At 70.6% G+C, this 20,841-nt stretch carries 26 protein-coding genes; 7 read left to right on the forward strand and 19 right to left on the reverse strand.

What is annotated here, in order from left to right; translation table 11 throughout:
- The first annotated feature begins 45 nt into the window (after positions 1–45).
- From OVA21_RS10605 to OVA21_RS10615, 3 genes are read left to right on the forward strand one after another with little or no spacing between them, the layout of a single operon-like run.
- Positions 46–795: a 3'(2'),5'-bisphosphate nucleotidase CysQ gene (locus OVA21_RS10605; protein WP_268092396.1), complete on the forward strand. Its 750-nt coding sequence runs from the start codon at positions 46–48 to the stop codon at positions 793–795.
- Positions 796–823: 28 nt separating this feature from the next.
- Positions 824–1,624, forward strand: coding sequence for a thymidylate synthase (locus OVA21_RS10610; RefSeq protein ID WP_268092397.1), 801 nt, complete (start codon positions 824–826; stop codon positions 1,622–1,624).
- A 17-nt stretch (positions 1,625–1,641) separates the two neighbouring features.
- Positions 1,642–2,157 carry a dihydrofolate reductase gene (locus tag OVA21_RS10615; protein WP_326493466.1) on the forward strand — a complete coding sequence of 172 codons (516 nt, stop codon included), beginning with the start codon at positions 1,642–1,644 and terminating at the stop codon, positions 2,155–2,157.
- Here the strand turns inward: OVA21_RS10615 and OVA21_RS10620 are convergent.
- The 14 genes from OVA21_RS10620 to mftA all read right to left on the reverse strand — a co-directional run bounded on the left by OVA21_RS10620 (position 2,154) and on the right by mftA (position 13,860).
- On the reverse strand, positions 2,154–2,792 hold the full coding sequence (locus OVA21_RS10620; protein WP_268092399.1) for a DUF1707 SHOCT-like domain-containing protein: 639 nt from the start codon (positions 2,790–2,792) through the stop codon (positions 2,154–2,156). The genes OVA21_RS10615 and OVA21_RS10620 overlap by 4 nt on opposite strands.
- 14 nt (positions 2,793–2,806) lie before the next feature.
- Positions 2,807–3,193 carry a DUF302 domain-containing protein gene (locus OVA21_RS10625; protein WP_007631133.1) on the reverse strand — a complete coding sequence of 129 codons (387 nt, stop codon included), beginning with the start codon at positions 3,191–3,193 and terminating at the stop codon, positions 2,807–2,809.
- 88 nt (positions 3,194–3,281) lie between these two features.
- Positions 3,282–3,623: a metal-sensitive transcriptional regulator gene (locus OVA21_RS10630; protein ID WP_404850362.1), complete on the reverse strand. Its 342-nt coding sequence runs from the start codon at positions 3,621–3,623 to the stop codon at positions 3,282–3,284.
- 143 nt (positions 3,624–3,766) lie between these two features.
- On the reverse strand, positions 3,767–4,888 hold the full coding sequence (locus tag OVA21_RS10635; protein ID WP_119193304.1) for an NDMA-dependent alcohol dehydrogenase: 1,122 nt from the start codon (positions 4,886–4,888) through the stop codon (positions 3,767–3,769).
- 159 nt (positions 4,889–5,047) lie between these two features.
- Positions 5,048–5,431, reverse strand: coding sequence for a thioredoxin (gene trxA, locus OVA21_RS10640; protein ID WP_069388609.1), 384 nt, complete (start codon positions 5,429–5,431; stop codon positions 5,048–5,050).
- A gap of 181 nt (positions 5,432–5,612) precedes the next feature.
- Positions 5,613–6,542, reverse strand: coding sequence for an alpha/beta fold hydrolase (locus OVA21_RS10645; protein ID WP_268092400.1), 930 nt, complete (start codon positions 6,540–6,542; stop codon positions 5,613–5,615).
- A gap of 57 nt (positions 6,543–6,599) precedes the next feature.
- Complete coding sequence (gene mftG, locus OVA21_RS10650) at positions 6,600–7,886, reverse strand: mycofactocin system GMC family oxidoreductase MftG (protein ID WP_245847280.1); 1,287 nt, start codon at positions 7,884–7,886, stop codon at positions 6,600–6,602.
- The gene (gene mftF, locus OVA21_RS10655) at positions 7,883–9,370 is read right to left on the reverse strand and encodes a mycofactocin biosynthesis glycosyltransferase MftF (protein ID WP_096907075.1); all 1,488 of its coding nucleotides are present in this window, start codon (positions 9,368–9,370) and stop codon (positions 7,883–7,885) included. Before mftF ends, mftG begins: the two co-directional genes overlap by 4 nt.
- Positions 9,367–10,056, reverse strand: coding sequence for a mycofactocin biosynthesis peptidyl-dipeptidase MftE (gene mftE, locus OVA21_RS10660; protein WP_007633256.1), 690 nt, complete (start codon positions 10,054–10,056; stop codon positions 9,367–9,369). The genes mftF and mftE overlap by 4 nt, the downstream gene beginning before the upstream one ends.
- Positions 10,057–10,062: 6 nt before the next feature.
- Positions 10,063–10,878, reverse strand: coding sequence for a mycofactocin-coupled SDR family oxidoreductase (locus tag OVA21_RS10665; protein ID WP_067716570.1), 816 nt, complete (start codon positions 10,876–10,878; stop codon positions 10,063–10,065).
- Positions 10,879–10,912: 34 nt separating this feature from the next.
- Complete coding sequence (gene mftD / locus OVA21_RS10670) at positions 10,913–12,136, reverse strand: pre-mycofactocin synthase MftD (protein ID WP_067716572.1); 1,224 nt, start codon at positions 12,134–12,136, stop codon at positions 10,913–10,915.
- A gap of 83 nt (positions 12,137–12,219) precedes the next feature.
- Positions 12,220–13,449, reverse strand: coding sequence for a mycofactocin radical SAM maturase (gene mftC / locus OVA21_RS10675; protein WP_067716575.1), 1,230 nt, complete (start codon positions 13,447–13,449; stop codon positions 12,220–12,222).
- Positions 13,446–13,772: a mycofactocin biosynthesis chaperone MftB gene (mftB, locus tag OVA21_RS10680; RefSeq protein ID WP_067716578.1), complete on the reverse strand. Its 327-nt coding sequence runs from the start codon at positions 13,770–13,772 to the stop codon at positions 13,446–13,448. The genes mftC and mftB overlap by 4 nt, the downstream gene beginning before the upstream one ends.
- Position 13,773: 1 nt before the next feature.
- On the reverse strand, positions 13,774–13,860 hold the full coding sequence (mftA, locus tag OVA21_RS10685) for a mycofactocin precursor MftA (protein WP_067716580.1): 87 nt from the start codon (positions 13,858–13,860) through the stop codon (positions 13,774–13,776).
- Between the two features lie 113 nt (positions 13,861–13,973).
- Here mftA and mftR point away from each other — a divergent pair, with 113 nt between their 5' ends.
- Positions 13,974–14,612, forward strand: coding sequence for a mycofactocin system transcriptional regulator (mftR, locus tag OVA21_RS10690; protein WP_067716583.1), 639 nt, complete (start codon positions 13,974–13,976; stop codon positions 14,610–14,612).
- Positions 14,613–14,638: 26 nt separating this feature from the next.
- Positions 14,639–15,151: a hotdog fold domain-containing protein gene (locus OVA21_RS10695; protein WP_096907072.1), complete on the forward strand. Its 513-nt coding sequence runs from the start codon at positions 14,639–14,641 to the stop codon at positions 15,149–15,151.
- Positions 15,152–15,202: 51 nt separating this feature from the next.
- On the opposite strand, the gene OVA21_RS10700 is transcribed toward OVA21_RS10695, so the two are convergent.
- Entirely contained in the window at positions 15,203–16,069 is an 867-nt protein-coding gene (locus OVA21_RS10700; RefSeq protein ID WP_069390277.1) for an ABC transporter permease, read from the reverse strand.
- A complete protein-coding gene (locus tag OVA21_RS10705; protein ID WP_069390276.1) occupies positions 16,066–17,058 on the reverse strand; it encodes an ATP-binding cassette domain-containing protein in 993 nt (330 codons plus the stop codon). Before OVA21_RS10705 ends, OVA21_RS10700 begins: the two co-directional genes overlap by 4 nt.
- A gap of 133 nt (positions 17,059–17,191) precedes the next feature.
- On the opposite strand from OVA21_RS10705, the gene OVA21_RS10710 reads away from it, so the two are divergent.
- Positions 17,192–17,587: a VOC family protein gene (locus tag OVA21_RS10710; RefSeq protein WP_120284022.1), complete on the forward strand. Its 396-nt coding sequence runs from the start codon at positions 17,192–17,194 to the stop codon at positions 17,585–17,587.
- Between the two features lie 109 nt (positions 17,588–17,696).
- Complete coding sequence (locus OVA21_RS10715) at positions 17,697–18,518, forward strand: HpcH/HpaI aldolase/citrate lyase family protein (RefSeq protein WP_082923926.1); 822 nt, start codon at positions 17,697–17,699, stop codon at positions 18,516–18,518.
- Positions 18,519–18,602: 84 nt separating this feature from the next.
- On the opposite strand, the gene OVA21_RS10720 is transcribed toward OVA21_RS10715, so the two are convergent.
- The 3 genes from OVA21_RS10720 to OVA21_RS10730 all read right to left on the reverse strand — a co-directional run bounded on the left by OVA21_RS10720 (position 18,603) and on the right by OVA21_RS10730 (position 20,784).
- The gene (locus OVA21_RS10720) at positions 18,603–19,961 is read right to left on the reverse strand and encodes an NAD-dependent succinate-semialdehyde dehydrogenase (RefSeq protein WP_067716599.1); all 1,359 of its coding nucleotides are present in this window, start codon (positions 19,959–19,961) and stop codon (positions 18,603–18,605) included.
- A gap of 165 nt (positions 19,962–20,126) precedes the next feature.
- Entirely contained in the window at positions 20,127–20,420 is a 294-nt protein-coding gene (locus OVA21_RS10725; protein ID WP_067716601.1) for a WXG100 family type VII secretion target, read from the reverse strand.
- 43 nt (positions 20,421–20,463) lie between these two features.
- Entirely contained in the window at positions 20,464–20,784 is a 321-nt protein-coding gene (locus tag OVA21_RS10730; protein ID WP_067716986.1) for a WXG100 family type VII secretion target, read from the reverse strand.
- Positions 20,785–20,841: the final 57 nt, after the last annotated feature.

Below are 20,841 nucleotides of genomic sequence, written 5' to 3' on the forward strand. Positions count from 1 at the left end.
TACGACACACGCCGTGACACGGACGTGGCTCCGTAGAGTGTGCCCATGCGCGATCTCGACGACCACGACCTGGCTTCCCACCTCGCCACCGGCATCGGGGACATCGTCCGGGGCACCCGCGCGGGCGGCCTGCTGCACGGACGTTCGCTCGCGCGTGTGGCGAACGACGTCGCCGAGGACTGGACCGGCGAGGTACTCGCCGTGCACCGACCGGACGACGGGATCCTCTCGGAGGGGGTCGCCGACGATCGCAGCCGCCTCGCCAAGTCACGGGTGTGGATCATCGACGTGATCGACGGCACCAAGGAGTTCTCCACCGGCCGGTCGGACTGGTCGGTCCACGTCGCGCTCGTCGTCGACGGCCGGCCCACCGTCGCCGCCGTCGGACTCCCCGACGCCGGCCGGGTGTTCCGGTCGGACCAGGTCGACCACGTCGACGGCCCGAGCTCGGGGACCATGGTCATCAGTCGCAACAACCCGCCCGCCGGGATCCACGGGGTCGCCGACGAGCTCGGGCTGCACGTGCGGCCGATGGGGTCGGCCGGCGCCAAGATGCTCTCCGTCCTGCTCGGCGACGCCGATGTCTATCTCCATGCCGGCGGCCAGAACGAGTGGGACCAGGCGGCGCCCGTCGGCGTGGCGCTCGCCGCCGGCCTGCACGCCTCCCGGATCGACGGGTCGCCCCTCGAGTTCAACAAGTCGGACACCTACTCCCCGGACATCCTCGTGTGCCGCCCCGACCTCACGGAGAAGGTGCTGGCCGTCACGGCGGGGCACCCGGTCTGGACGGCGTGACCGGACCGCTTGAGTAGACTTCAGCCCCATGACCGTCCCCACCCCGTACGAGGACCTGCTCCGGTTGGTCCTGGAGCAGGGCACCCCCAAGGCGGACCGCACCGGCACGGGCACACGCAGCCTGTTCGGCCACCAGCTGCGCTACGACCTCGCGCAGGGGTTTCCGCTGATCACCACCAAGCGCGTGCACTTCAAGTCAGTGGCCTACGAGCTGCTGTGGTTCCTGCGCGGCGACTCGAACATCGGGTGGCTCCGCGAGAACGGTGTGACGATCTGGGACGAGTGGGCGGACTCCGACGGCGAGCTGGGGCCCGTCTACGGGGTGCAGTGGCGCTCGTGGCCGACCCCCGACGGCGCTCACATCGACCAGATCGCCTCGGCGGTGGAGTTGCTGAGGACCGACCCGGACTCGCGGCGCAACATCGTCTCCGCGTGGAACGTCAGCGAGTTGTCGGAGATGGCCCTGCCGCCCTGCCACCTGCTGTTCCAGTTCTACGTGGCCGACGGCAAGCTCAGCTGTCAGCTGTACCAGCGCAGCGCCGACCTCTTCCTGGGCGTGCCGTTCAACATCGCCTCCTATTCCCTGCTCACCCACATGATGGCGCAGCAGGTGGGTCTCGAAGTGGGTGAGTTCATCTGGACCGGCGGCGACTGTCACATCTACGACAACCACGTCGAGCAGGTCCGCACACAGCTCTCGCGGGAGCCGTACCCCTACCCCGAGCTGCGGCTGAACCGCGCCCCGTCGATCTTCGACTACACCTTCGAGGATTTCGAGGTCGTCGGCTACGAGCACCACCCGGGCATCAAGGCCCCGGTCGCGGTCTGATCCGGCGGACGGCTGCGGTGACCGTGCGGATGGTGTGGGCGCAGGCCCGCGGCGGGGTGATCGGTGACGGCCGAGACATGCCGTGGCACATCCCCGAGGACCTCGCGTTCTTCAAGCAGGCCACCGTCGGGCGTCCCGTGGTGATGGGCCGCGCGACGTGGGACTCGATCCCGGAGCGGTTCCGCCCCCTGCCCGGCCGTCGCAACGTCGTGTGCACGCGGGACGCCGACTGGTCGGCCGACGGCGCGGAACGCGCCGGGTCCGTGGAGCGCGCCCTGGAACTCGCGGGCCCGGAGGCCGCGGTGATGGGCGGCGGCCAGATCTACGCCGCGGCGCTGTCCGCCGCGGACGAGTGTCTGGTGACCGAGATCGACGCCGAGGCGCCGGGCACCGTGCTGGCGCCCGAACTGGACGACGCCTGGGAACTGGTCGAGGTCGGCGAATGGATCACCGACCCACGGAGTCGGGTCGAGGGGTACGACGACGAGGTGCGGCACCGGCACACCGTGTGGCGTCGCCGGAGAATCTCCTAGAACCACTTCCAGGTCTTGGGGATCTTCTCCCCCGCGGCGAGGATCTTGATCTTCGTGCCCGCCATGAACCCGTTGATCTCGATGTCCAGGTGGGGACCGCCGTGGACGTCGTAGCGCCCCTCGTCGATCTTCAGCTCGCTCATGGTCCGGTTGCCGGTGATCGACACCGAGACCCCGGGCGGGAGAAGGATCTTGGCGTTGGCGCCCCACAGATCCAGTTGGAGGTGGGTGCGCGGGCGGTCGACGACGGCCTCTCGGGCGTCGAGGTAGATCTCACCCAGCCACGACGTCAGTCGGTAGTCGTCCGGCAGCATCCAGCGGCCCTCGCGCTTGAGGGTGTCGAAGACGGAGGTCCTCTTCTGGCTCTCGTCCACGGTGATCGCACTGCCGGGACGGGTGGCCGGCGGCGCGGAATGCACCGGGCCGACCGGCGCCGGTCGGGCGTGCTGTGCCGGGCCGGGCCGGTCGGCGGGGAGACCGCTCAGCGCCACCTCGAGTTCGGCGGGGCAGGTCGCGGCCCAGATCTTGGCCGCGCGGTCCGAGAACTCGGCGAGCGACAACTCCCCCCGCCCCACCATCGCCTCGAGTCGCCGCTGGGCCAGGGTGCGTGGGTCGTTGTCCTGCTCCGGGTTCATGCCCCCCAGGTTACTCAGCGCGTGAGGTCCTTCATCATCGAGCGCATGTCGGTGGTCAGTTCGTCGGCGAGGTCCTGCAGGCCACCGGAGATGACCTGCGAGAGGAGATCCGGGTTCTGGGCCTCGATCACGCAGCCGCCGCCGGACTCGCGGATCACCACATTGCAGGGGATCATCAGGGCGACGTCCTTGCTCACGTCGAACGCCTTCCCCGCGAACCCGGGATTGCAGGCGCCGAGGATGAGGACACGCTCGATGTCCTTGTCGATCTTGTTCTTCAGGGTGGCCGTGAGGTCGATCTCGTGGAGGATCCCGAACCCGCGGTCGGCGAGCGCGGCCCGGGTCGCCTCCACCGCCTCGTCGAACTCCATCTCGGTGAACGTGCCGATTCCGATGTCCATGTCGACTACCTCCGGTGTTGTCGGTTCTGGTGTTGTCGGTTCTGGTCTCCCGTGTCGTCACCCAGCCTGCCACGGGGCCGGCCGGTGGTCAGGCGAGCGAGAGGAACAGCTTCTCGAGCTCGGGCAGGTCGACCCCGTCCGCGCCGGGTTCGCCGTCGCGGGTGATGCACTCCTGGATGTTCTCGCTGATGATCTTGAACCCCGCACGGTCCAGTGCCTTGGACACCGCCGCGAGTTGGGTGACGATCTCCTTGCACGAGCGTTCCTGCTCGACCATGTCGATCACCGCGTTGAGCTGGCCGCGCGCGCGGCGCAGCCTGTTGAGGACCTGCTGCCTGGGCTCGGACACGGCTTTTGCGGACACGGCTTTGTAGGACACTGCTTTGTCGGACACTGCTTTGTCGGACACAGCCCGCTCGGTTGCTGACATCGTCGTCCCTCTCGTGGGTCACTGATGGTCTCGGATGGTGAAGGCGGACTGACGCGAGACCCCCGTGGGTCCACCGGATGTCTCCAGTGTACCCGCGGGGGTATATTTTCGCGAGTGCCGGTTTCTGCCGGCCCAGCTGACGGTCAGTCGTCGTGGACGATGATCCCGCGGACCATGCCCTCGCCGCCGCGCTCCATGATCTCGTAGCCCTCGTTCACCTGGTCGAGGGTGAAGCGGTGGGTGATGAGCTCGTCCAGCTTGAGCTGCTTCTCGTCCCACAGGCGCAGGATGTTGGGGATGTCGTGGAAGGCGTTGGCGGAGCCGAAGAGCGAGCCCTTGATGACCTTCTCGTACTGCGAGACGAACAGGCCGGGCAGGGAGATCGACTGGTTGTCGAGGCCGCCCATCGAGGTGAGCACGACGACGCCGCGCTTGCCGACCATGTCGGTCGCGTCGGCGGTGACCTTCGCGTCGGCCACGCCGATGGTGATGATGGCCTTCTCCGCCATCGTGCCCCAGGTCAGGCCCGGCAGCTCGGCCTTGGCCTCGTCGACGTCCGTGTAGACGTGGGTGGCGCCGAACTCCTTGGCCTTGGCCAGCTTCGACTCGTCGGTGTCGATGGCGAGGATGAACCGGGCGCCCGCATGCTTGGCGCCCTGGATGGCGTTGATGCCGATGCCACCGATGCCGAAGACGACGACGGTGTCGCCGGCCCGGACGTCGGCGGAGTAGACGGCGGAACCCCAGCCGGTGGTGACGCCGCAGCCCACCAGGGCCGCGACCTCGAAGGGGATCCAGTCCTGGACCTTGACCACCGAGTTCATGTTGGCGACGGTGTACTGCGAGAACGTACCCAGGGTGCACATCGCACCGGCGGTCTCACCGTTGTCCAGCTTGAACGGGTAGCGGCCGTCGGCCATCTCACCGATGGTGCCGTTGAGGCCGCCGTCGCAGAGGTTGGTCATCCCGCGCGCGCAGGCCGAACACTTGCCACAGGCGGGGATGAACGACCCCACCACGTGGTCGCCGGGCTGGACGTGGGTGACGCCGTCACCGACCGCCTCGACGACGCCCGCACCCTCGTGGCCACCGACGATCGGCAGGCGACCCGGCAGGTCACCGCTGGTGATGTGCAGGTCCGAGTGGCAGAGGCCGGCGACCTTCCACTTGACGAGCACCTCGCCGAAGTTGGGTCCGTCGAGCTCGGCCTCGACGATCTCGAACGGCTTGCCGAGCTCTCGGGCGATGGCGGCCTTGGTCTTCATTGAACTCCCTCCGGGCGCGACGGAGCGAAGCCCGCCACTGGAACGTGTTCTAGCAACGTTAGCCCCATGGGTGAAACCTGTGGGGTGGTTACCCGAACGTGTTCCGGGGGGACCTCGCCGCCGCCGTCGTCCCGTCAGGAGAGTGGATCGACCCGCCGATCAGGGCTGCGCGTCGCCCTGCTGCGCCTGCGCGTCCTCGACGGCCTTGCGGACCTCGTCCATGTCGAGCCCCTTGATCTGCTCGACCAGGTCGTCCAGAGCCTGCTCCGGGATGGCACCCGAGTGGCGGAACACCGCGATGCCCTCGCGGAACGCCATGAGCGTCGGGATGGACTGGATCTGCAGCATCGCTCCGAGCTGCTGCTCGGCGTCGGTATCCACCTTGGCGAAGGTCAGCTCGGGGTTCTTGCCCGAGACCTTCTCGTAGACCGGACCGAACGCCTTGCACGGGCCACACCACTCGGCCCAGAAGTCCACCAGGACGATGTCGTTCTCGGTGACGGTCTTCTCGAACTCGGCGGTCGTGATGTCGACGGTGCTCATACGAATGCCCTCCTAGCGCGGACGGGGCGGCTCTCGTCCCGTCTCGTTACGCCGCCAGCCTACGGACAGCCCGCGCCGGCGACGACCTTCCGCGACGATCCATACCTCTGGGGGTATGGATGCCGCGCGTAGTCAGTGACAACGTCGCCGGAGGCAGGTTATTCCCCGCTCCCCCCTGGCCTCACGCCTCCCGGGACGTCTCCCGGCGGGGCGGCGAGTCGAGGACCTCGGCGAGGAACTTCTCGAGCTGGTCGAGGAAGACCGCGTTGTCGTCGCCCGCGACCATGTGCCCGGCGTCGGGCACCTCCATCGTGTACGCGTGCGGGAGCAGCCCCCGCAGGTGCCGCACCGACTCGTCACTGACGATGTCCGACGCCGAGCCCCGGATGAGCAGGGTCGGTTGCGTGATGTGCGGGACGAGCTCCTCGAAGAAGGCGTTGCCGAGTTCCGCGTTGTCGGCCGAGGCGCCACCGGCGAAGCGGGGGTCCCAGTGCCAGTGCCACCGTCCGTCCTCGCGCAGCCGGAGGTTCTTGCGCAGGCCCTCGGGATTAGGCGGTCGCTTGCGCTGCGGCTGGTAGGCGGCGATCGCGTCGGCGGCCTCCTCGAGACTGGCGAACCCGTTGAACCCGGAGCGCATGAACTCCCCGACCCGCTCGACCCCCTTGGCCTCGAGCTTCGGGGTGACGTCCACCAGGACGAGCGCACGGGCGACGTCCTTGCCGGTGCCCAGCGAGAGCATCGCGGTCATCCCGCCGAGGGACGCGCCGACGATCACCGGGCGCCGGGAGGGGAACCGCTCGGCGACGATCGCCTCGAGGTCCGCGGCCAGCCGGTGGATGTCGTAGTCACCCTCCGGATCCCAGTCGCTGTCCCCGTGACCACGGGCGTCCATCGCGGTGACCCTGTACCCCTCCCCCGACAGCCGGCGGGCGGCGCGGCTCCACGCGTGGCGGGTCTGGGCACCCCCGTGCAGCATGAGGATCTCCTCGACCGGGTCGAGCGAGTCGCCCGCCGGATCCACCGGATCCCACACCTCGCCGACCAGCGTGACACCGCCGTCGCGTTCCACCGTGAACTGCCGCGGTTCGCAGATCGTCTCGGTACTCGACATGTACGGGCCTCCCGGGATGCCGCCCACCCCATCGGTGGAACGTGTTCTCGTGCCGTTCTACCACGCCCGCTCGGCGATCACCCGCGTAGCGAGGTCCTCGGCCACCGCGAGGACCGTGTAGTAGGGGCCGCACCGCGGCAGCGAGGGCAGCGCCGACGCATCGGCGACCCGCAGTCCCGGCACCCCCAGGACACGTCCGGAGTCGTCGAGCACCTCCCCGATCCGCGCGGTGCCGGACAGGTGCTGCGAGGTCGAGACCGTGACGTCCCCGTCCAGGCCCATCCGCTCCGCCACCCTCGCGGCGGCCTCGGCGAGGACGGCCGCGTCGTGCGGATCGTCGGCCAGGTGCACGGTCCCGTCGTCACCGATCCGGCCACGACCGACCGGGGTCATCAGGGCGACCCCGATCCGGCGCGGCGCCGGCACCAGGCCGGGGATGACGTGGTGCAGGGGGACGGCATAGGGACGGATCTCGACCTCGGCCGCCGCGGACAGCTGCAGCCGGACGACATGGGAGAGCAGGGGTGGCAGCCCCCCGGGCGCGTCCGGGCCGGGACGCGGGTACGGGTCCCGGCCCGACAGGACGTCCGCGGGAAGGTCCAACAGCAGCTCCGGATGCTCCTGCACCCCGTGGCCCACCGGGTGTCCAGTGGACGGTCCGATCCCGGACCCCATCAGCAGGGCGGCCGTCCCGATCGCCCCCGCACACAGCACCACCTGTCCGGCACCGATCTCCTCGTCGTCGTCGAGCACCACGCCGTCACACCGTCCGGCGACGCGCCCGCCCTCCCACCGGAGCGACCGGACCTGCGCCCCGGTGCGCACCCGGGCCCCCGCGCCGGACGGGTCCCAGGCGTCGAACGCGGTGACGCGCCGCGGGCCCCGGCGCGCCTGACCGATCGCGGACACGCGGCCGGGGAACGCGGCGGCCACCTGCGCGGCGACCGGCCCCATCGGCGCCAGGCCGGGTCGGAGGCGCTCGGCGGCCCGGGCCAGTCCCACCGCGTACCGCCGCGGCCAGTCCGGACCCCACTCCGCGAGGTCCGCCGGCCGGGCCGGGGTGCAGTACCCGCCGTTGACCGCTCCGGACCCGCCGAGGGTGCGGCCGCGGGGCAGGTCGAGTCTCGCCTCGCCGAGTGTGGCGCGATGACGGGCGACGACCTGCGACCCCGGACCCACGTCGAGCAGGCCCGCGCGCGGCGAGGCGCTCGCGGTGCCGGACTCCACCAGGAGGACGTCGGCACCGGCCTCGGCGAGGCGGCGGCCCATCACGCAGCCGGCCGGGCCCGCGCCGACCACCACCACGTCGGCCCTCGCGGCTCGGGATCCCTCTCCGCCGCTCACCGCGTGACGTCCGGTCGCAGTGCGTCGAGCGAGCGCGCGGCCCACGCCGAGCGCCACACACCGACCCCGTAGGCCAGGTCGTCGAGACGGTGGAGAAGGACGTGCCCGAGGGGTTCGTCGATCGGCAGCCGTCCGGGTTCCCGGGCGGTCCACCAGTGCCACAGACCCTCGGCCACCGCCGCGGCGAGGAGACGCTGGCGCAGGCCGCGAGCCGCGTGGGAACGGGACCGGGCGGTGGCGGCGAGCGCGGCCGCCGTGACCGGCCAATACGGGCGTAGTAGTGCCTGCGGTAGCTGACGGACCGACGCCCCGGCTCCCCGGGTGACCAACCCGGCGGCCGCGCGACCGTCCCCGGTGAGGCCGCGGGTCCGCCACCACGCTCTCCCGATCGCACCGGCCGCGACCAGCGACCCCACCGGCGTGGCGCTCCACACCCCGATCGCCACGGCGAGGGACCACGGTGCGGCCACCGCGGGCGCCACGGCGGCCCCGTGGCGGTCGGCGAGCGGCGCCGCTCCACGCCCGTAGAACGCGCGCCGCGCCACCACCGCGCCGAGCGACGTGCGATGCCGGTGCGCCACCCTGGCGGCCGGCTCGTAGCGCAGATGGCTCCCCGCGGCATCGGTGCGCCAGCACAGGTCCACGTCCTCGGCGACGCGCATGCGTTCGTCGAACGGGCCGATTCCCCCGCCCTCGGGAGGGGGCGGCAACCGGTCGGGTCGTACCGCGAGCGCCGCGCTGGGGACGTACGCCACCCGTGTGCGGGGTCGGACCCTCGCAGGCTCGGGCCCCATGTCCAACGCGGAGCGGGCCGTCTCGTACCCGCGTACCCAGAACCGCCCCGGTTCGGCGGCCACGATGCGGGGCGCGACCGCGGCGACCCGGGGGTCGTCGAGGCGGGCGAGCAGGACGTCGAGCCACCCGGGCAGCGGGATCACATCGGCGTCGAGGTAGACCACCACCTGCGCCCCGGCCCCGACGGCCGCGGCGGTGCCCGCGTTGCGGGCGGCGGCGGGTCCCCTCGACTCGTCGTGGCGCAGGATTGTGGTGGCGGCCGGGGTGACGGAGGTGGCCGGGGTGGCGGGGGTGGTCAGGGAGGCGGAGGTGGTCAGGGGCGGCGTGGAGCCGTCGTCGACGACGACGAGGTGCAGTCCGCGGGCGAGTTCCGGCGCGAGCGCCTTCGAGAGCGCGGCGACCCCGGCGGCGTCGTCACGGACGGGGACCACCACCGCGACGGCCGCCAGCGGACGGGTGCCCGTCGCGGTGCCGGCGGGGTGGGCCATCCCCCGGTCCGTGAGGGCACGCGCGAGGGCCGCACCCGCGGGGGTGTCGGTGGCGACCGTCTCGCCGCCGTCCAGGAGAGCCGACACGGCCGGCGACGGCGTGATCAGGGTGACCGGGTCGCCACCCAGCACCCGCACGACGTCGCCACGGCGCAATACCCGGGTACGACGGTCGAGCAGAACGTGGGGGACCTCGCTCATCGCAGCATCCCGTCCTCCCCCGGCCGCCAGCGTCCGAGGCGGCCGCGGGCGTCGTCGAGCAGCGCCTCCCACAGGCGCCGGCCCTCGTCGGCGGAGGCGGTGGTGGGGTCGCCCAGCACCCCGTTCGGGCTCACCGCCGCGACGCCACCCTCGCGGAGGGCGGGCAGGATCCGCGGCAACGGTTCGACACATCCGGGCGCGGCGAGGTCGACCCGCACGAGGTCGGGGTGCAGATGCAGCAGGAGCGAGGTCTCGGCGTGACCGGCGTGGGTGTCCGTGGGGTCCTCGCTCGTGCGGCAGGGCAGCCAGGCGGCGTCGCGGCCCTCGTAGCGGAGTCGGGGTACCGCGAGGCGCAGTGCGTCGACGTTGCCGCCGTGCCCGTTGACCACGACGAGCCGGTCCGCCCAGGCGCTCACCGACCGGCCGAGCTCGATGATCGTCCCGGCGAGGGCCTCGGTGCCGATCGACACGGTCCCGTCGAACGCCTGGTGCTCCCCGCTCGCACCGTAGGCGAGGCCGGGGAGCACACGGACGTCACCGGGGGCGAGGGCGCGGGCGGTCGCGGTGGCCAGGAGGGTGTCCGTCTCCGGCGGCAGGTGCGGGCCGTGTTGCTCGGTCGCCCCGAGGGGCAGCACCGCAAGCACTCCCGCACCGGCCCGGCCGGTCGCGCCGATCGCGCCCGTCACGTCGGGTCAGACCTTGATCGCGCCCATGTCGACGGTGAAGGTCGAGGCGGTGATGGTCCGCGAGGCGTCCGAGGCGAGGAACATCACCGAGTCCGAGATGTCGTCGGTGGTGGCCATGCCCATCCCCAGGATCGGCGTGAAGTGCGGCAGGAACTGCGGCATGGTGTTGAACACCTCGAGCGCGTCGGGGTCCTCCGCGCCCATCGGCGTCTGGACACCGTAGGGGTGGATCGTGTTGACCCGGATACCGTGCTCGCCGAGCTCCTTCGCCGCGGTCTGGGCCAGGCCCACCACGCCGTACTTGGACGCCGAGTAGGGCGACTGCACCGGCATGGCCTTGAGACCGGCCACCGAGCTCACCAGGATGATCGACCCGCCGTTACCGGCGGAGAGCATGTGCGGGATCGCCGCACGCAGCGTCTTCCAGTACCCCGTGAGGTTGATGTCGAGGGTGTCCTGCCACTGCTGCTCGTCGAGCTCCCAGACCTTGCCCCAGTTGCAGATGCCCGCGTTGGCGATCACCACGTCCAGGCGGCCACCGAAGCGCTCCACGCCGCGGGCCACGAGGGCCTGCTGGAACGCCAGGTCGCGGACGTCACCGACCTCGGCGAGGATCTCCCCTCCCTCGGCCTCCACGCGCTCGATGGTGGTGGCCAGGTCGTCCTCGGTGGCGGCCCGGTACTTCACGTACTCGGACGGCGAGTCACACAGGTCCAGGCCGATGATCCTGGCGCCCTCGCGCGCGAAGCGGATCGCGTGCTTGCGGCCCTGGCCGCGGGCCACACCGGTGATGTAGACGACCTTGCCGTCGAAATCTCCCACTACAGGGGGTGTCCTTCTCTTCCGTGGTGGTGGGTCAGACGCCGAGACGGCGCATGAAGTCGTCGGGGATGACGTAGTCGTCGCGGTTCAGCTCGGAGATCGAGGACTTGCTCAGCCCGATGAGGCTCGAGTCGAGTCCGGAACGCATGATGTCGAGGACGTTCTCCACTCCCGCCTGGCCGTTGGCCCCGAGCCCCCACAGGTACGCGCGACCGATCATCACGGCCCGGGCACCGAGCGCGAGTGCCTTGGCCACGTCCGAACCGCGACGGATGCCGCCGTCGAGCAGGACCTCTACCTGATCGCCCACCTCGTCGGCGATCGGCGCGAGGCACCGGATGGACGCCGGGGTGGCGTCGAGGTTGTTGCCGCCGTGGTTGGAGACGGAGATCGCGGTGACCCCGGCGTCGACGGCCCGCTTGGCGTCGTCGACCCGGGTGATGCCCTTGAGCATGACCGGTCCGTCGTAGTTCTCCACGACCCAGGCGATGTCCTCCCACGTGGCCGGCGGGGTGCCCATCCACTCGCCGTAGGCACCGAAGAACGTCGGGCCCATCTCGCCCTTGCCCACCAGGTTGGGGGTCGTCAGATCGGGGAACCGCTTGTTGACCACCACGTCGCGGGCCCATTCGGCGGCCCAGCGGGGACGCACGGCGATCTGCGGGGCGAGGGTGATCATGGCCCTGGCGTCGAGCTTCTCCGGGATGGCCGGGCTGCCCCAGTCACGGCCCATCGAGAACGACCAGTCGGTGGTGAGGATGACGCCCGCCGCCCCGGCGGCCTTGGCGCGCTCCAGCCGCTCCAGCACCTTCTCCTTGCCGCCGAGCCAGTACACCTGGAAGAAGGTCTGCGGGTTGGCCGCGATGACCTCCTCAATCGGCTTGGACGCGAACGAGCTCAGTCCCATCGCCGTGCCGCGGGCGGCCGCGGCGCGGGCCACGTCCACCTCGCCGTCCGGCGTGACGGCCTGGACGCCGGTCGGCGAGATCATCACCGGCAGGCTGATGGGCTGGCCCATCACCGTGGTGGCCATCTCGCGGTCCTGCTTGGCGCCGATCACGTGGGGCTTGGGCTCGAGCTCGGTGAAGGCGTCCATGTTGTCGCGGATGGTCACCCCCGCTTCGCTTCCGCCGACGAGCGCCATGTACACGCTCTTGGGCAGCTTCTTCTTCGCGCGGCGCTGGGCCTCCGCGACCGACTCGAACCACGGGTTCTGGCGCCAGGGGTTGGCCTCGGCGATCTTCGACAGGCGGGACACGGTGGTGGGTGCTCCTTCTAGGGGGTTCGTCCGGTCTTGCGGGGTTGGTCCGGGCCAGCGGGGTTCGTCCGGGCGGGCCGGTTTCAGATCGGGGACTCGTCGCACAGGCTGGTGGGCCGGCGCGGTGGTGTCGTGACGAGGGTCAGCGGCACCGGGCCGGTGGGCTGCTTACGCGCCGCGAGTCCCATGGGCCGGGTGTGGTCCTGCGACGGGTCGGGGATGCTGCGCTCAGCCGCGAGCAGTCCCTCTCCGTACCCCTGGACGCACTCGGGGTCCGGGCCGTCCATCGGCAGCCCGGTGAAGAACTTGGCCGCCATGCAGCCACCCCGGCAACTGTCATAGAAGTCGCAGGACGCACACGCCCCGGCCGACTGCGGCTCGCGCAGCTCACGGAACAACTCCGAGGTCTGCCACACCGTCTCGAACCCGCCGTCGGCGACGACGTTGCCGGCGAGGAACTCCTCGTGGATGGCGAACGGACAGGCGTAGACGTCGCCGATCGGGTCGATCAGGCACACCACACGGCCGGCACCGCACAGGTTGAGCCCGGGAAGCGAGCCCTGGCCTTCACCGAACGCCGACAGGTGGAAGAAGCTGTCACCCGTGAGCACGTCGGAGCCGTTCGCGACCAGCCAGTCGTACAGGTCCCTCTGCTGCTCGGGCAGCGGGTGCAGGTCGTCCCACACGTCGGCGCCGCGGCCCGACGGGCGCAGGCGGGTGATGCGCAGGGTCGCGTCGTACTTGTCGGCCAGCGCCTTGAACTCGTCCAGCTGGGTGACGTTCTCGCGCGTCACCACCACCGAGATCTTGGCGTCGGTGAAGCCGGCGTCCTTGAGGTTCTGCAGCGCACGGCAGGCCATGTCGAAGGACCCCGGGCCGCGGACCGCGTCGTTGACCTCCGCGGTCGCACCGTCGATGGAGATCTGGACGTCCACGTAGTCGCTCGCGGCCAGGCGCCTGGCGACCTTCTCGTCGATACGGACACCGTTGGTGGAGAACTTCACGCCCACCTGATGGCTGGTGGCGTAGTCGACCAGCTCCCAGAAATCGGAGCGGACCGTGGGCTCGCCACCGCCGATGTTGACGTAGAAGACCTGCATCTTCTGCAGCTCGTCGATGATCGCCTTGCACTGCTCGGTGCTGAGCTCGCGCGGGTCACGGCGACCGGAGGAGCTCAGGCAGTGCACGCAGGCGAGGTTGCAGGCGTAGGTGAGTTCCCAGGTCAGGCAGATCGGCGCGTCGAGCCCGCGCTCGAACTGGTCGACGAGGCGGCCGACGGGCGCCGGGACGGGACGGTCGAGCATGCTGGTCATGAGGTCTCCTCGATCATGCGCGAGGCGGCGAGCTGGCCGAGCGCGTGCAGGTACAGCCGCGCTGTCGCCGGATCATCGATCGACACCCCGGCGGCGGCACAGGCGGCGCGCGCAGTGGGGTGGTCGGCGAGGGTGCGGACCACCTCGACGATGGTCGGCGACTTGAGGAAGCTGAGCTTGCGGGTGTGGAAGTGGTAGAGCAGTGCCCCGAACGGCTCGGGCCGGAGCGCCACCCCGGGGTGCAGGCGCCAGCCGGCGTCGAGGTCGAATTCCGCCGGGGCGGCTGACTGCTCGGCGTCGGCCGGCGCTGCTGCGGAGGTCATCTCAGTAGACCCCACACATGCCGTCGATGGAGACCTCCTCGATGAGGGCCTCCTCCAGCACGACCTCGGTGTTCTGCGTGTTCTCCATGACGTGTCCTCTCGTCTGGCACTCCGGCGACATCCCACCGGTTTCCGGTGAGATCTGCATCATATTGGCACTTAGTGCCAGTGGCAAGGGTCACTCATCTAGGCTCTCGTGTCATGGGAATGCCGGAACTGCCCGGAACCGGGACACGGCCCCCGGGACGTCGGCCGTCGACCACGCGCGCCTCCATCGTCGACGTGGCCCTCGACCTGTTCGCCCGGCAGGGCTACGACGCGACCAGCGTCGACCAGATCGCCGAGGCCGCGCACATCTCCCGCCGCACGCTGTTCCGCTATTTCCCCGGCAAGGCCGCCATCGCCTGGGGCGAGTTCGACGAGCAGATCGACCTCATGCTGGAGTACCTCGCCGACGTGCCCGAGCAGACGCCACTGCGCGACGCCCTCGCCGACGCACTCATCGCGTTCAACACGTTCCCCCGCGAGCAGACGGAGGCGCACCGACTACGGATGCGCCTCCTGCTCGGCGTGGACGAACTGCAGGCGCACTCGACCCTCGTGTACGCCGACTGGCGCCGGGCCGTGGCCGGGTTCGTCGCCGCCAGGCTCGGCCAGGCGGTGGACGATCTCGTGCCCGCCGCGACCGCGCACGCCGCGCTGGGGATCGGGCTGTCGGCCTACCGCCTGTGGGTGGCCGAGCCCGGAGCCGACCAGGATCGCCTCCACGAGCTCCTGCGTCACGGGACACAGATCCTCGCCCGAGAGGACGCGTTCGAGCCCAGTGGGCGACCGCGCTGAACTTACCGGCGGGTAACCTCGTCGTCGTGACCGACTCCGACACCTCCCCCACCCACCACGCCGACACCTCCACCTACCGGCTGTGGAAGACCGCCACCCGGCTCCCGTTCGGCTCCCGCCTGTTCAGCGCGGCGGTGAGCCTCAAGGCCCCGTACTTCCGCACGGCGTACCCGCACGTCGTCGAACTCCGACCGGGCCGCTGCGTCGTCCGCGGACCCGGCTGGTGGGGCAACCGCAACCACATCGGCACCTTCCACGTGATCGCGGCGTGCAACCTCGCCGAGATGGCCATGGGCATGCTCGCCGAGGCCACGGTTCCCACCACCCACCGATGGATCCCCGTCGGGATGAACGTGCGCTACCCCGCCATGTCGACCGGCGGCATGACCGTCACCGCCGAGTGGACGGACATGCCGGACTTCTCGACTTTCACCAGCGGACAGGACGTCGAGGTCCCGCTGACGTTCGTCGACGACGCCGGGGTCGAGCCCATCACCGGCTCGATCACCATCCGCGTCTCGCCCGGGAAGAAGCGCTGAGACGGTACCGGCTCTCCCGTCGGCGGGCTCGTCGGCGGGCTGACCGGCGCGCTAATCGCGGGTGCGGGCGTCGAAGGCCTTGATCGCTATCGGGGCGATCACCACCGTCAGGCCGACGATCCACAACAGTGACGCCAGCACCGGGTGCTGCAACGGCAGGGCGGCGTCCGGACCGACCGCCGGAGCGTTCCCCCAGAGCTCACGCATCGCCTGCACGACCGAGGAGAGCGGGTTCCACTCCGCGATCGCCCGCAACCACACGGGCATCGACTCCGGCGGGGCGAAGGTGTTGGCGACGAACGTGATGGGGAACGTCGTGGTGAACATGACGCCGTTCACCGCCTCGATCGTCTTGAGCCTCGAGCCCACGACGATGCCGATCCAGATCATGACGAAGCCGAAGCCCAGCAGGATGAGGTACCCCAGCAGCGCGTCGAGGAGCCCGCTGCGGATCCTCCACCCCACGATGAGGCCCGTCAGCGACATGACGACCACGCCGATCGAGGAGTGGATGAGGCTGGACGCACTGCGCGCGATGAGGATCGACGATCGCTGGATGGGCAGCGTCCGGAAGCGGTCGATGATCCCCTTGTTGAGGTCGTTGCACAGCCCGGAGGCCACGACGAACGACGAGAACGCCATGGTCTGCGCCATGATCCCCGGCAGCAGCCACTCCCGGTAGTCCCCGCTGCCCGCCACGGCGATCGCACCGCCGAAGACGAACGCGAACAGCAGGACGAACATCACCGGCTGGATGGTGACGTCGGCGAGGTTCTCCGGCTGGCGCCTGATGTGGAAGAGGTTGCGGCGCACCAGCGCGGAGATCTGCCGGCCGAACGAGGGCCCGTCGGGACGGACCGGGACGGAGAAGTGCTCCCGCTCGGGGGACGTGGTGGCGGGGTCGGCGACGGTGCTCATACCCGGGTCTCCTGATCGGTCGTGTCGGTCTGCGGGTCCTCCGCCTTGCGGCCCGTGAGGGAGAGGAAGACGTCGTCGAGACTCGGCCGTTGCAGGCCGATGTCGTCGAGTTCGATACCCGCCTCGGTGAAGTCCGCCGCGATCGCGGCCAGGGCCGAGACCCCCTCCGACGGCGCGGTGAGACGGCGCGCGTCCCGGTCGACGTGCAGATCCTCGATGCGCCCCGCCAGGACGCGGGCGGCCTCGTCCACGTCGTCCGGGCGGGACACCGTGACCACCAGGCTCGCCGCGCCCGAACGATCCTTGAGTTGCAGCGGCGTCCCGTCGGCGATGACGCTGCCGTGGTCGATGACGATGACCCGGTCGGCCAGCTGGTCGGCCTCGTCGAGGTACTGCGTGGTCAGCAGCAACGTCGTGCCGTCCCGCACGAGGCCCCGCAGGACGTCCCATAGTTCATTGCGCGACCGCGGGTCGAGCCCCGTGGTCGGCTCGTCCAGGAACAACACGGGCGGGGCGGCGACGAGGCTCGCCGCGAGGTCGAGCCGACGCCGCATTCCGCCGGAGTAGCTCTTCGCGACCCTGGTGGCGGCGTCGGCCAGGGAGAACTTCTCGAGCAGTTCGTCCGCGCGCGCCTTGACCGCCCTCTTGGGCAGGCCGTAGAGGTCGCCGATGAGGCGGAGGTTCTCGCGTCCGGTGAGCAACTCGTCCACCGTGGCCGACTGCGCCGTCAGGCCCATGGCCTTGCGGACCTGCGCCGGCTCACGCAGCACATCGTGCCCGGCGACCCGGGCGGTTCCCGAGGTCGGCGGGCTCAGCGTGGTCATCATCCGGATGGTGGTCGTCTTGCCGGAGCCGTTGGGGCCGAGCAGCCCGAGGACGGTTCCGGTGGGGACCGTGAACGAGATGTCGTCCACGGCGGTGAAATCACCGAAGCGCTTCACGAGGTGTTCTGCTTCTATCGCCGGCGCGGAAGAGGATCGGGTGCTCACCTAGAAAGGGTGTCCCCCGCCCGCGTCCCAGTCAACACTCACCGCTCGCTTTGCGGACAGTTCCTGTCAGCAATGGGCTCCGGCGGCCGCGGAGCGGATGCCGACGGACGCCCACCGACCTACCGTGGAGAGTATGCCGCGCATCACAGTGACCTCCGTCCACGTCGATGACCAGACCCGCGCACTGGCCTTCTACACCGAGGTCCTGGGCTTCGTGATCAAGCACGATCTCCCGGCCGGGGACTTCCGCTGGCTGACGGTGGTGGACCCGGGCGACCCGGGTGGCACGCAGCTGCTGCTCGAGCCCGACCAGCACCCCGCGGCACGCGCGTACGCCACCGCCCTGCACGCCGACGGCATCCCTGCCGCGCAGTTCGAGGTGGACGACATCCACCGGGTGCACGACGAACTGAAGGAGCGGGGCGCCCGGATCGTGCAGCCCCCCACCGAGATGGGCCCGGTGTGGGCACTGGTCCTCGACGACACCTGCGGCAACCTGATCCAGCTGGTCACCGCCCCCGAGATGTGAGAGTCGTTCCCGCATGGGCCCGCCGGGGGTGCCCGGCGTATCGTGGGGAGGTTGCCAGCGCGATCGTCGCCGCCTCACGACCAAAGGATGACCGGTACCCATGAGCCCCATGTCGACCATCCCACCGACCATCGCCCGTTCGTGGCTGCTGCTGCCCGCGGACAAGTCCGAGCGCTTCGACGCCGCCGTCAACTCGGAGATGGACGTGGTGGTCCTCGACGTGGAGGACGGGTGTCGGCAGTCCGAGAAGGAACGGGCCCGTCGCGAGGTCCGTCAGTGGCTCGAGGCCGGGAACCACGCGTGGATCCGCATCAACGACGTCCGGTCCCCCGAATGGGAGAAGGACCTCATGGCGCTCGGGCACTGCCCCGGACTGGACGGCGTGATGCTGGCCAAGACCGAGAACGCCGAGCACGTCTCCCTCACTGCCGCGCGTCTGGCCGAGAACACCCCGATCGTCGCGCTGGTGGAGTCGGCCGACGGTCTCGCCCAGGCCGCCGAGATCGCCAAGTCCGAGCAGGTGGTGCGGCTGGCGTTCGGCGTCGGTGACTTCCGTCGCGACACGGGCATCGGGTCGTCGCAGATCGCACTGGCGTACACGCGCTCGCAGTTCGTGGTGGCCAGCCGGATCGCGCGCGTGGCCCCGCCCATCGACGGGCCGACCATCTCCAATGACACGCAGGTCCTCAAGGACGCCGCCGAGCACGCGGTCGAGATGGGCATGACCGGCAAGCTGTGCCTCCGCGTGGACCAGGCGCCCTACATCAACGAGGTTCTCTCCCCCTCCGCGGCCGACGTCTCGTGGGCCGAGTCCGTGATCGATGAGCTCGGTCCCGGCGGTGAGCGCGCCCGCGACGGCGCCGACCTGCCGCGCCTGGCCCGGGCCCAGAAGATCGCGCGACTCGCGCAGGCGTACGCCGGGGCTCGCTGACGCGACCTCGCGCGCGAACAGGGCCCCGGCTGCGTTGTGCAGCCGGGGCCCTGTCGTCGTTCGCGGGGTGGGCGTGTTGCCGGGTCAGTGCACCCGCTGGAGCCGGACGTTGGCGAACTCGGTCAGTCCCCAGCGGCCGAGCTCGCGGCCGTAGCCCGAACGCTTGACGCCGCCGAACGGCAGGCCGGGCATCGTCGTGCCGTGTTCGTTGACGTAGGCCATCCCCACCTCGAGCCGCTCGGCCACCTCGGAGGCGCGGTCGACGTCGGTTCCCCACACCGAGCCGGACAGACCGAACGGGGTGTCGTTGGCGATCCGCACGGCCTCGTCGACGGAGTCGTAGCCGTACACCATGGCGACGGGGCCGAAGATCTCCTCGCGGTAGGCGTCCATCTCCGGGGTGATGTCGGTGAGGACGGCGGGCTGCATGAATGCGCCGGGGCGATCGATCGCCGCGCCGCCCGTGACGAGCGTCGCCCCCTGCTCCGCGGCGCGCTGGACCTGCTCGACCACGCCGTCGCGCGCGTCCTCGGAGGACAGCGGGCCCAGCTCGGTGCCCTCGTCGGCGGCGGGCCCGACGGCCAGTTCCTCGTAGAGGTTCTTCAGCCGCCCGACGAAGTCGTCCTTCATCTGCGCGGGCACGAAGATCCGCTTGGGCGAGTTGCAGGCCTGCCCGCAGTTCGACAGCCGCGCCCGGCCCACGGTCTCGACCAGTTCGTCGAGGTCGTCGGCGTCCAGGACGACGAGCGGGTCCGAGCCGCCGAGCTCCAGGACGCTGGGCTTGAGGTTCTTCGCGGCGACGGTGGCCACCGCGGCGCCGGCGCCCTCGCTGCCGGTGAGGGAGACGCCCTTGATCCTGGGGTCGGCGATCATCTCGGCCACCGTGTCACTGGAGGCGTACACGTTGACGTAGGCGTCCTCGGGGAGGCCGGCTCCGCGCTGGACCTTCTCGATCGCCGCCGACGAGCGGGCGCAGATGCTCGCGTGCTTGAGCACGATGGTGTTGCCCAGCAGCAGGTTGGGCGCCGCGAACCGGGCCACCTGGTAGTAGGGGTAGTTCCACGGCATGATGCCGACCAGCGGGCCGACCGGCTCGTAGGTCACCCGGTTGAGGCGGGCGTCCGGCACATCGAGGGTGTCGGACTCGAGCAGCGCGGGACCGTGCTCGCCGTACCAGCGGTAGATCGACGCCGCGAGGGCCACCTCGCCGCGGGCCTGCGCGGGGAGCTTGCCCATCTCGGTGGTGATCGCCTTGCCGAGCTCCTCTTGGTGCTCCTCGAAGGCGTCGGCGATCGCCAGGAGGATCCGTGCCCGCTCGGACACCTCCGTCGCGCGCCAGGCGGTGAACCCCTCGGTGACGGTGCTCAGGATGGCGTCGACGTCCTCGGTCTGCTCGTACTCGCGGTCGGTCCGGCCGGTCGACGGATCGTGCGTGACGTACATGCGGTCCCCCTTCGTGTGGCGTTCTCCACGTGGCGTTCACCGGGATCGTTCCCGGGTCGTGCCGCGACGGTAGGACGCCCGCGGGCCGGACGCATCCGGTCGACACGCCACGACCCCGCCGTCGTCGCGGGACGTCGGCGGGGTCGGGGTGCCCGTCGAGCCGGTTCAGCCCCAGCCCTGGGCGGCGCGACGATCGGCGTCGGCCATACCCTGATTGCCCTGGCCGGCGGCGCGGGAGATCTCGGCGAGCATCGACTGGAGCGCGGCCGCGGCCTGATCCCAGTCGTTCTGGTGCGCCTGGTAGGCGACGGCGGCGTCGCCCTCCCACTCGGCGACCAGCGGTGCGAGGTAGGCCTTGAGATCGTCGAGAGTGGTGCGCAGGTTGACCGAGGCCTGCGTGACCTGGCCGACGAGTGCCTCGATCGGGCCGTGGTTGTAGGTGATCTGTCCTGAGGTCATGGGGGTACCCTTCCGGTGCTGGCGGTGCTGGCGGTGCTGGTGGTCAGAGGTTGAGAGGCCCGGCGGCGCCGGCGCGGTTGATGAGCGCGGCCGAATCCTGGTCCGCTGCGTCGAACGATGTGCTGTTGGTGCGCATCGTCTCCGAGATCCCCGCCAGCGCGGTGTTGAGCTTGGTGCTCTGCTGCTGCCATTCGGTCATGATCTGGGTGAAGCGGGCCTGCGCGGCGCCCCTCCACACCGAGCCGCCGAGTTGGGACACCGAGTCCCGCACGGTGCCGAGCAGGCGGTCGATCTCCAGGTTCACGTCGTCGACCCTCCTGGCCGCGGTGTCCATGGTCCCGATGTGGGTGTTGAACCCGGTCATCTCGTCCTCCACTGTGGTCGGTGCGGAATCCCCTTCTGGGTCCGTCACAGTGTTCGA

It is taken from the genome of Dietzia sp. SL131 (genome assembly GCF_026672565.1).
Classification (GTDB): domain Bacteria; phylum Actinomycetota; class Actinomycetes; order Mycobacteriales; family Mycobacteriaceae; genus Dietzia; species Dietzia kunjamensis.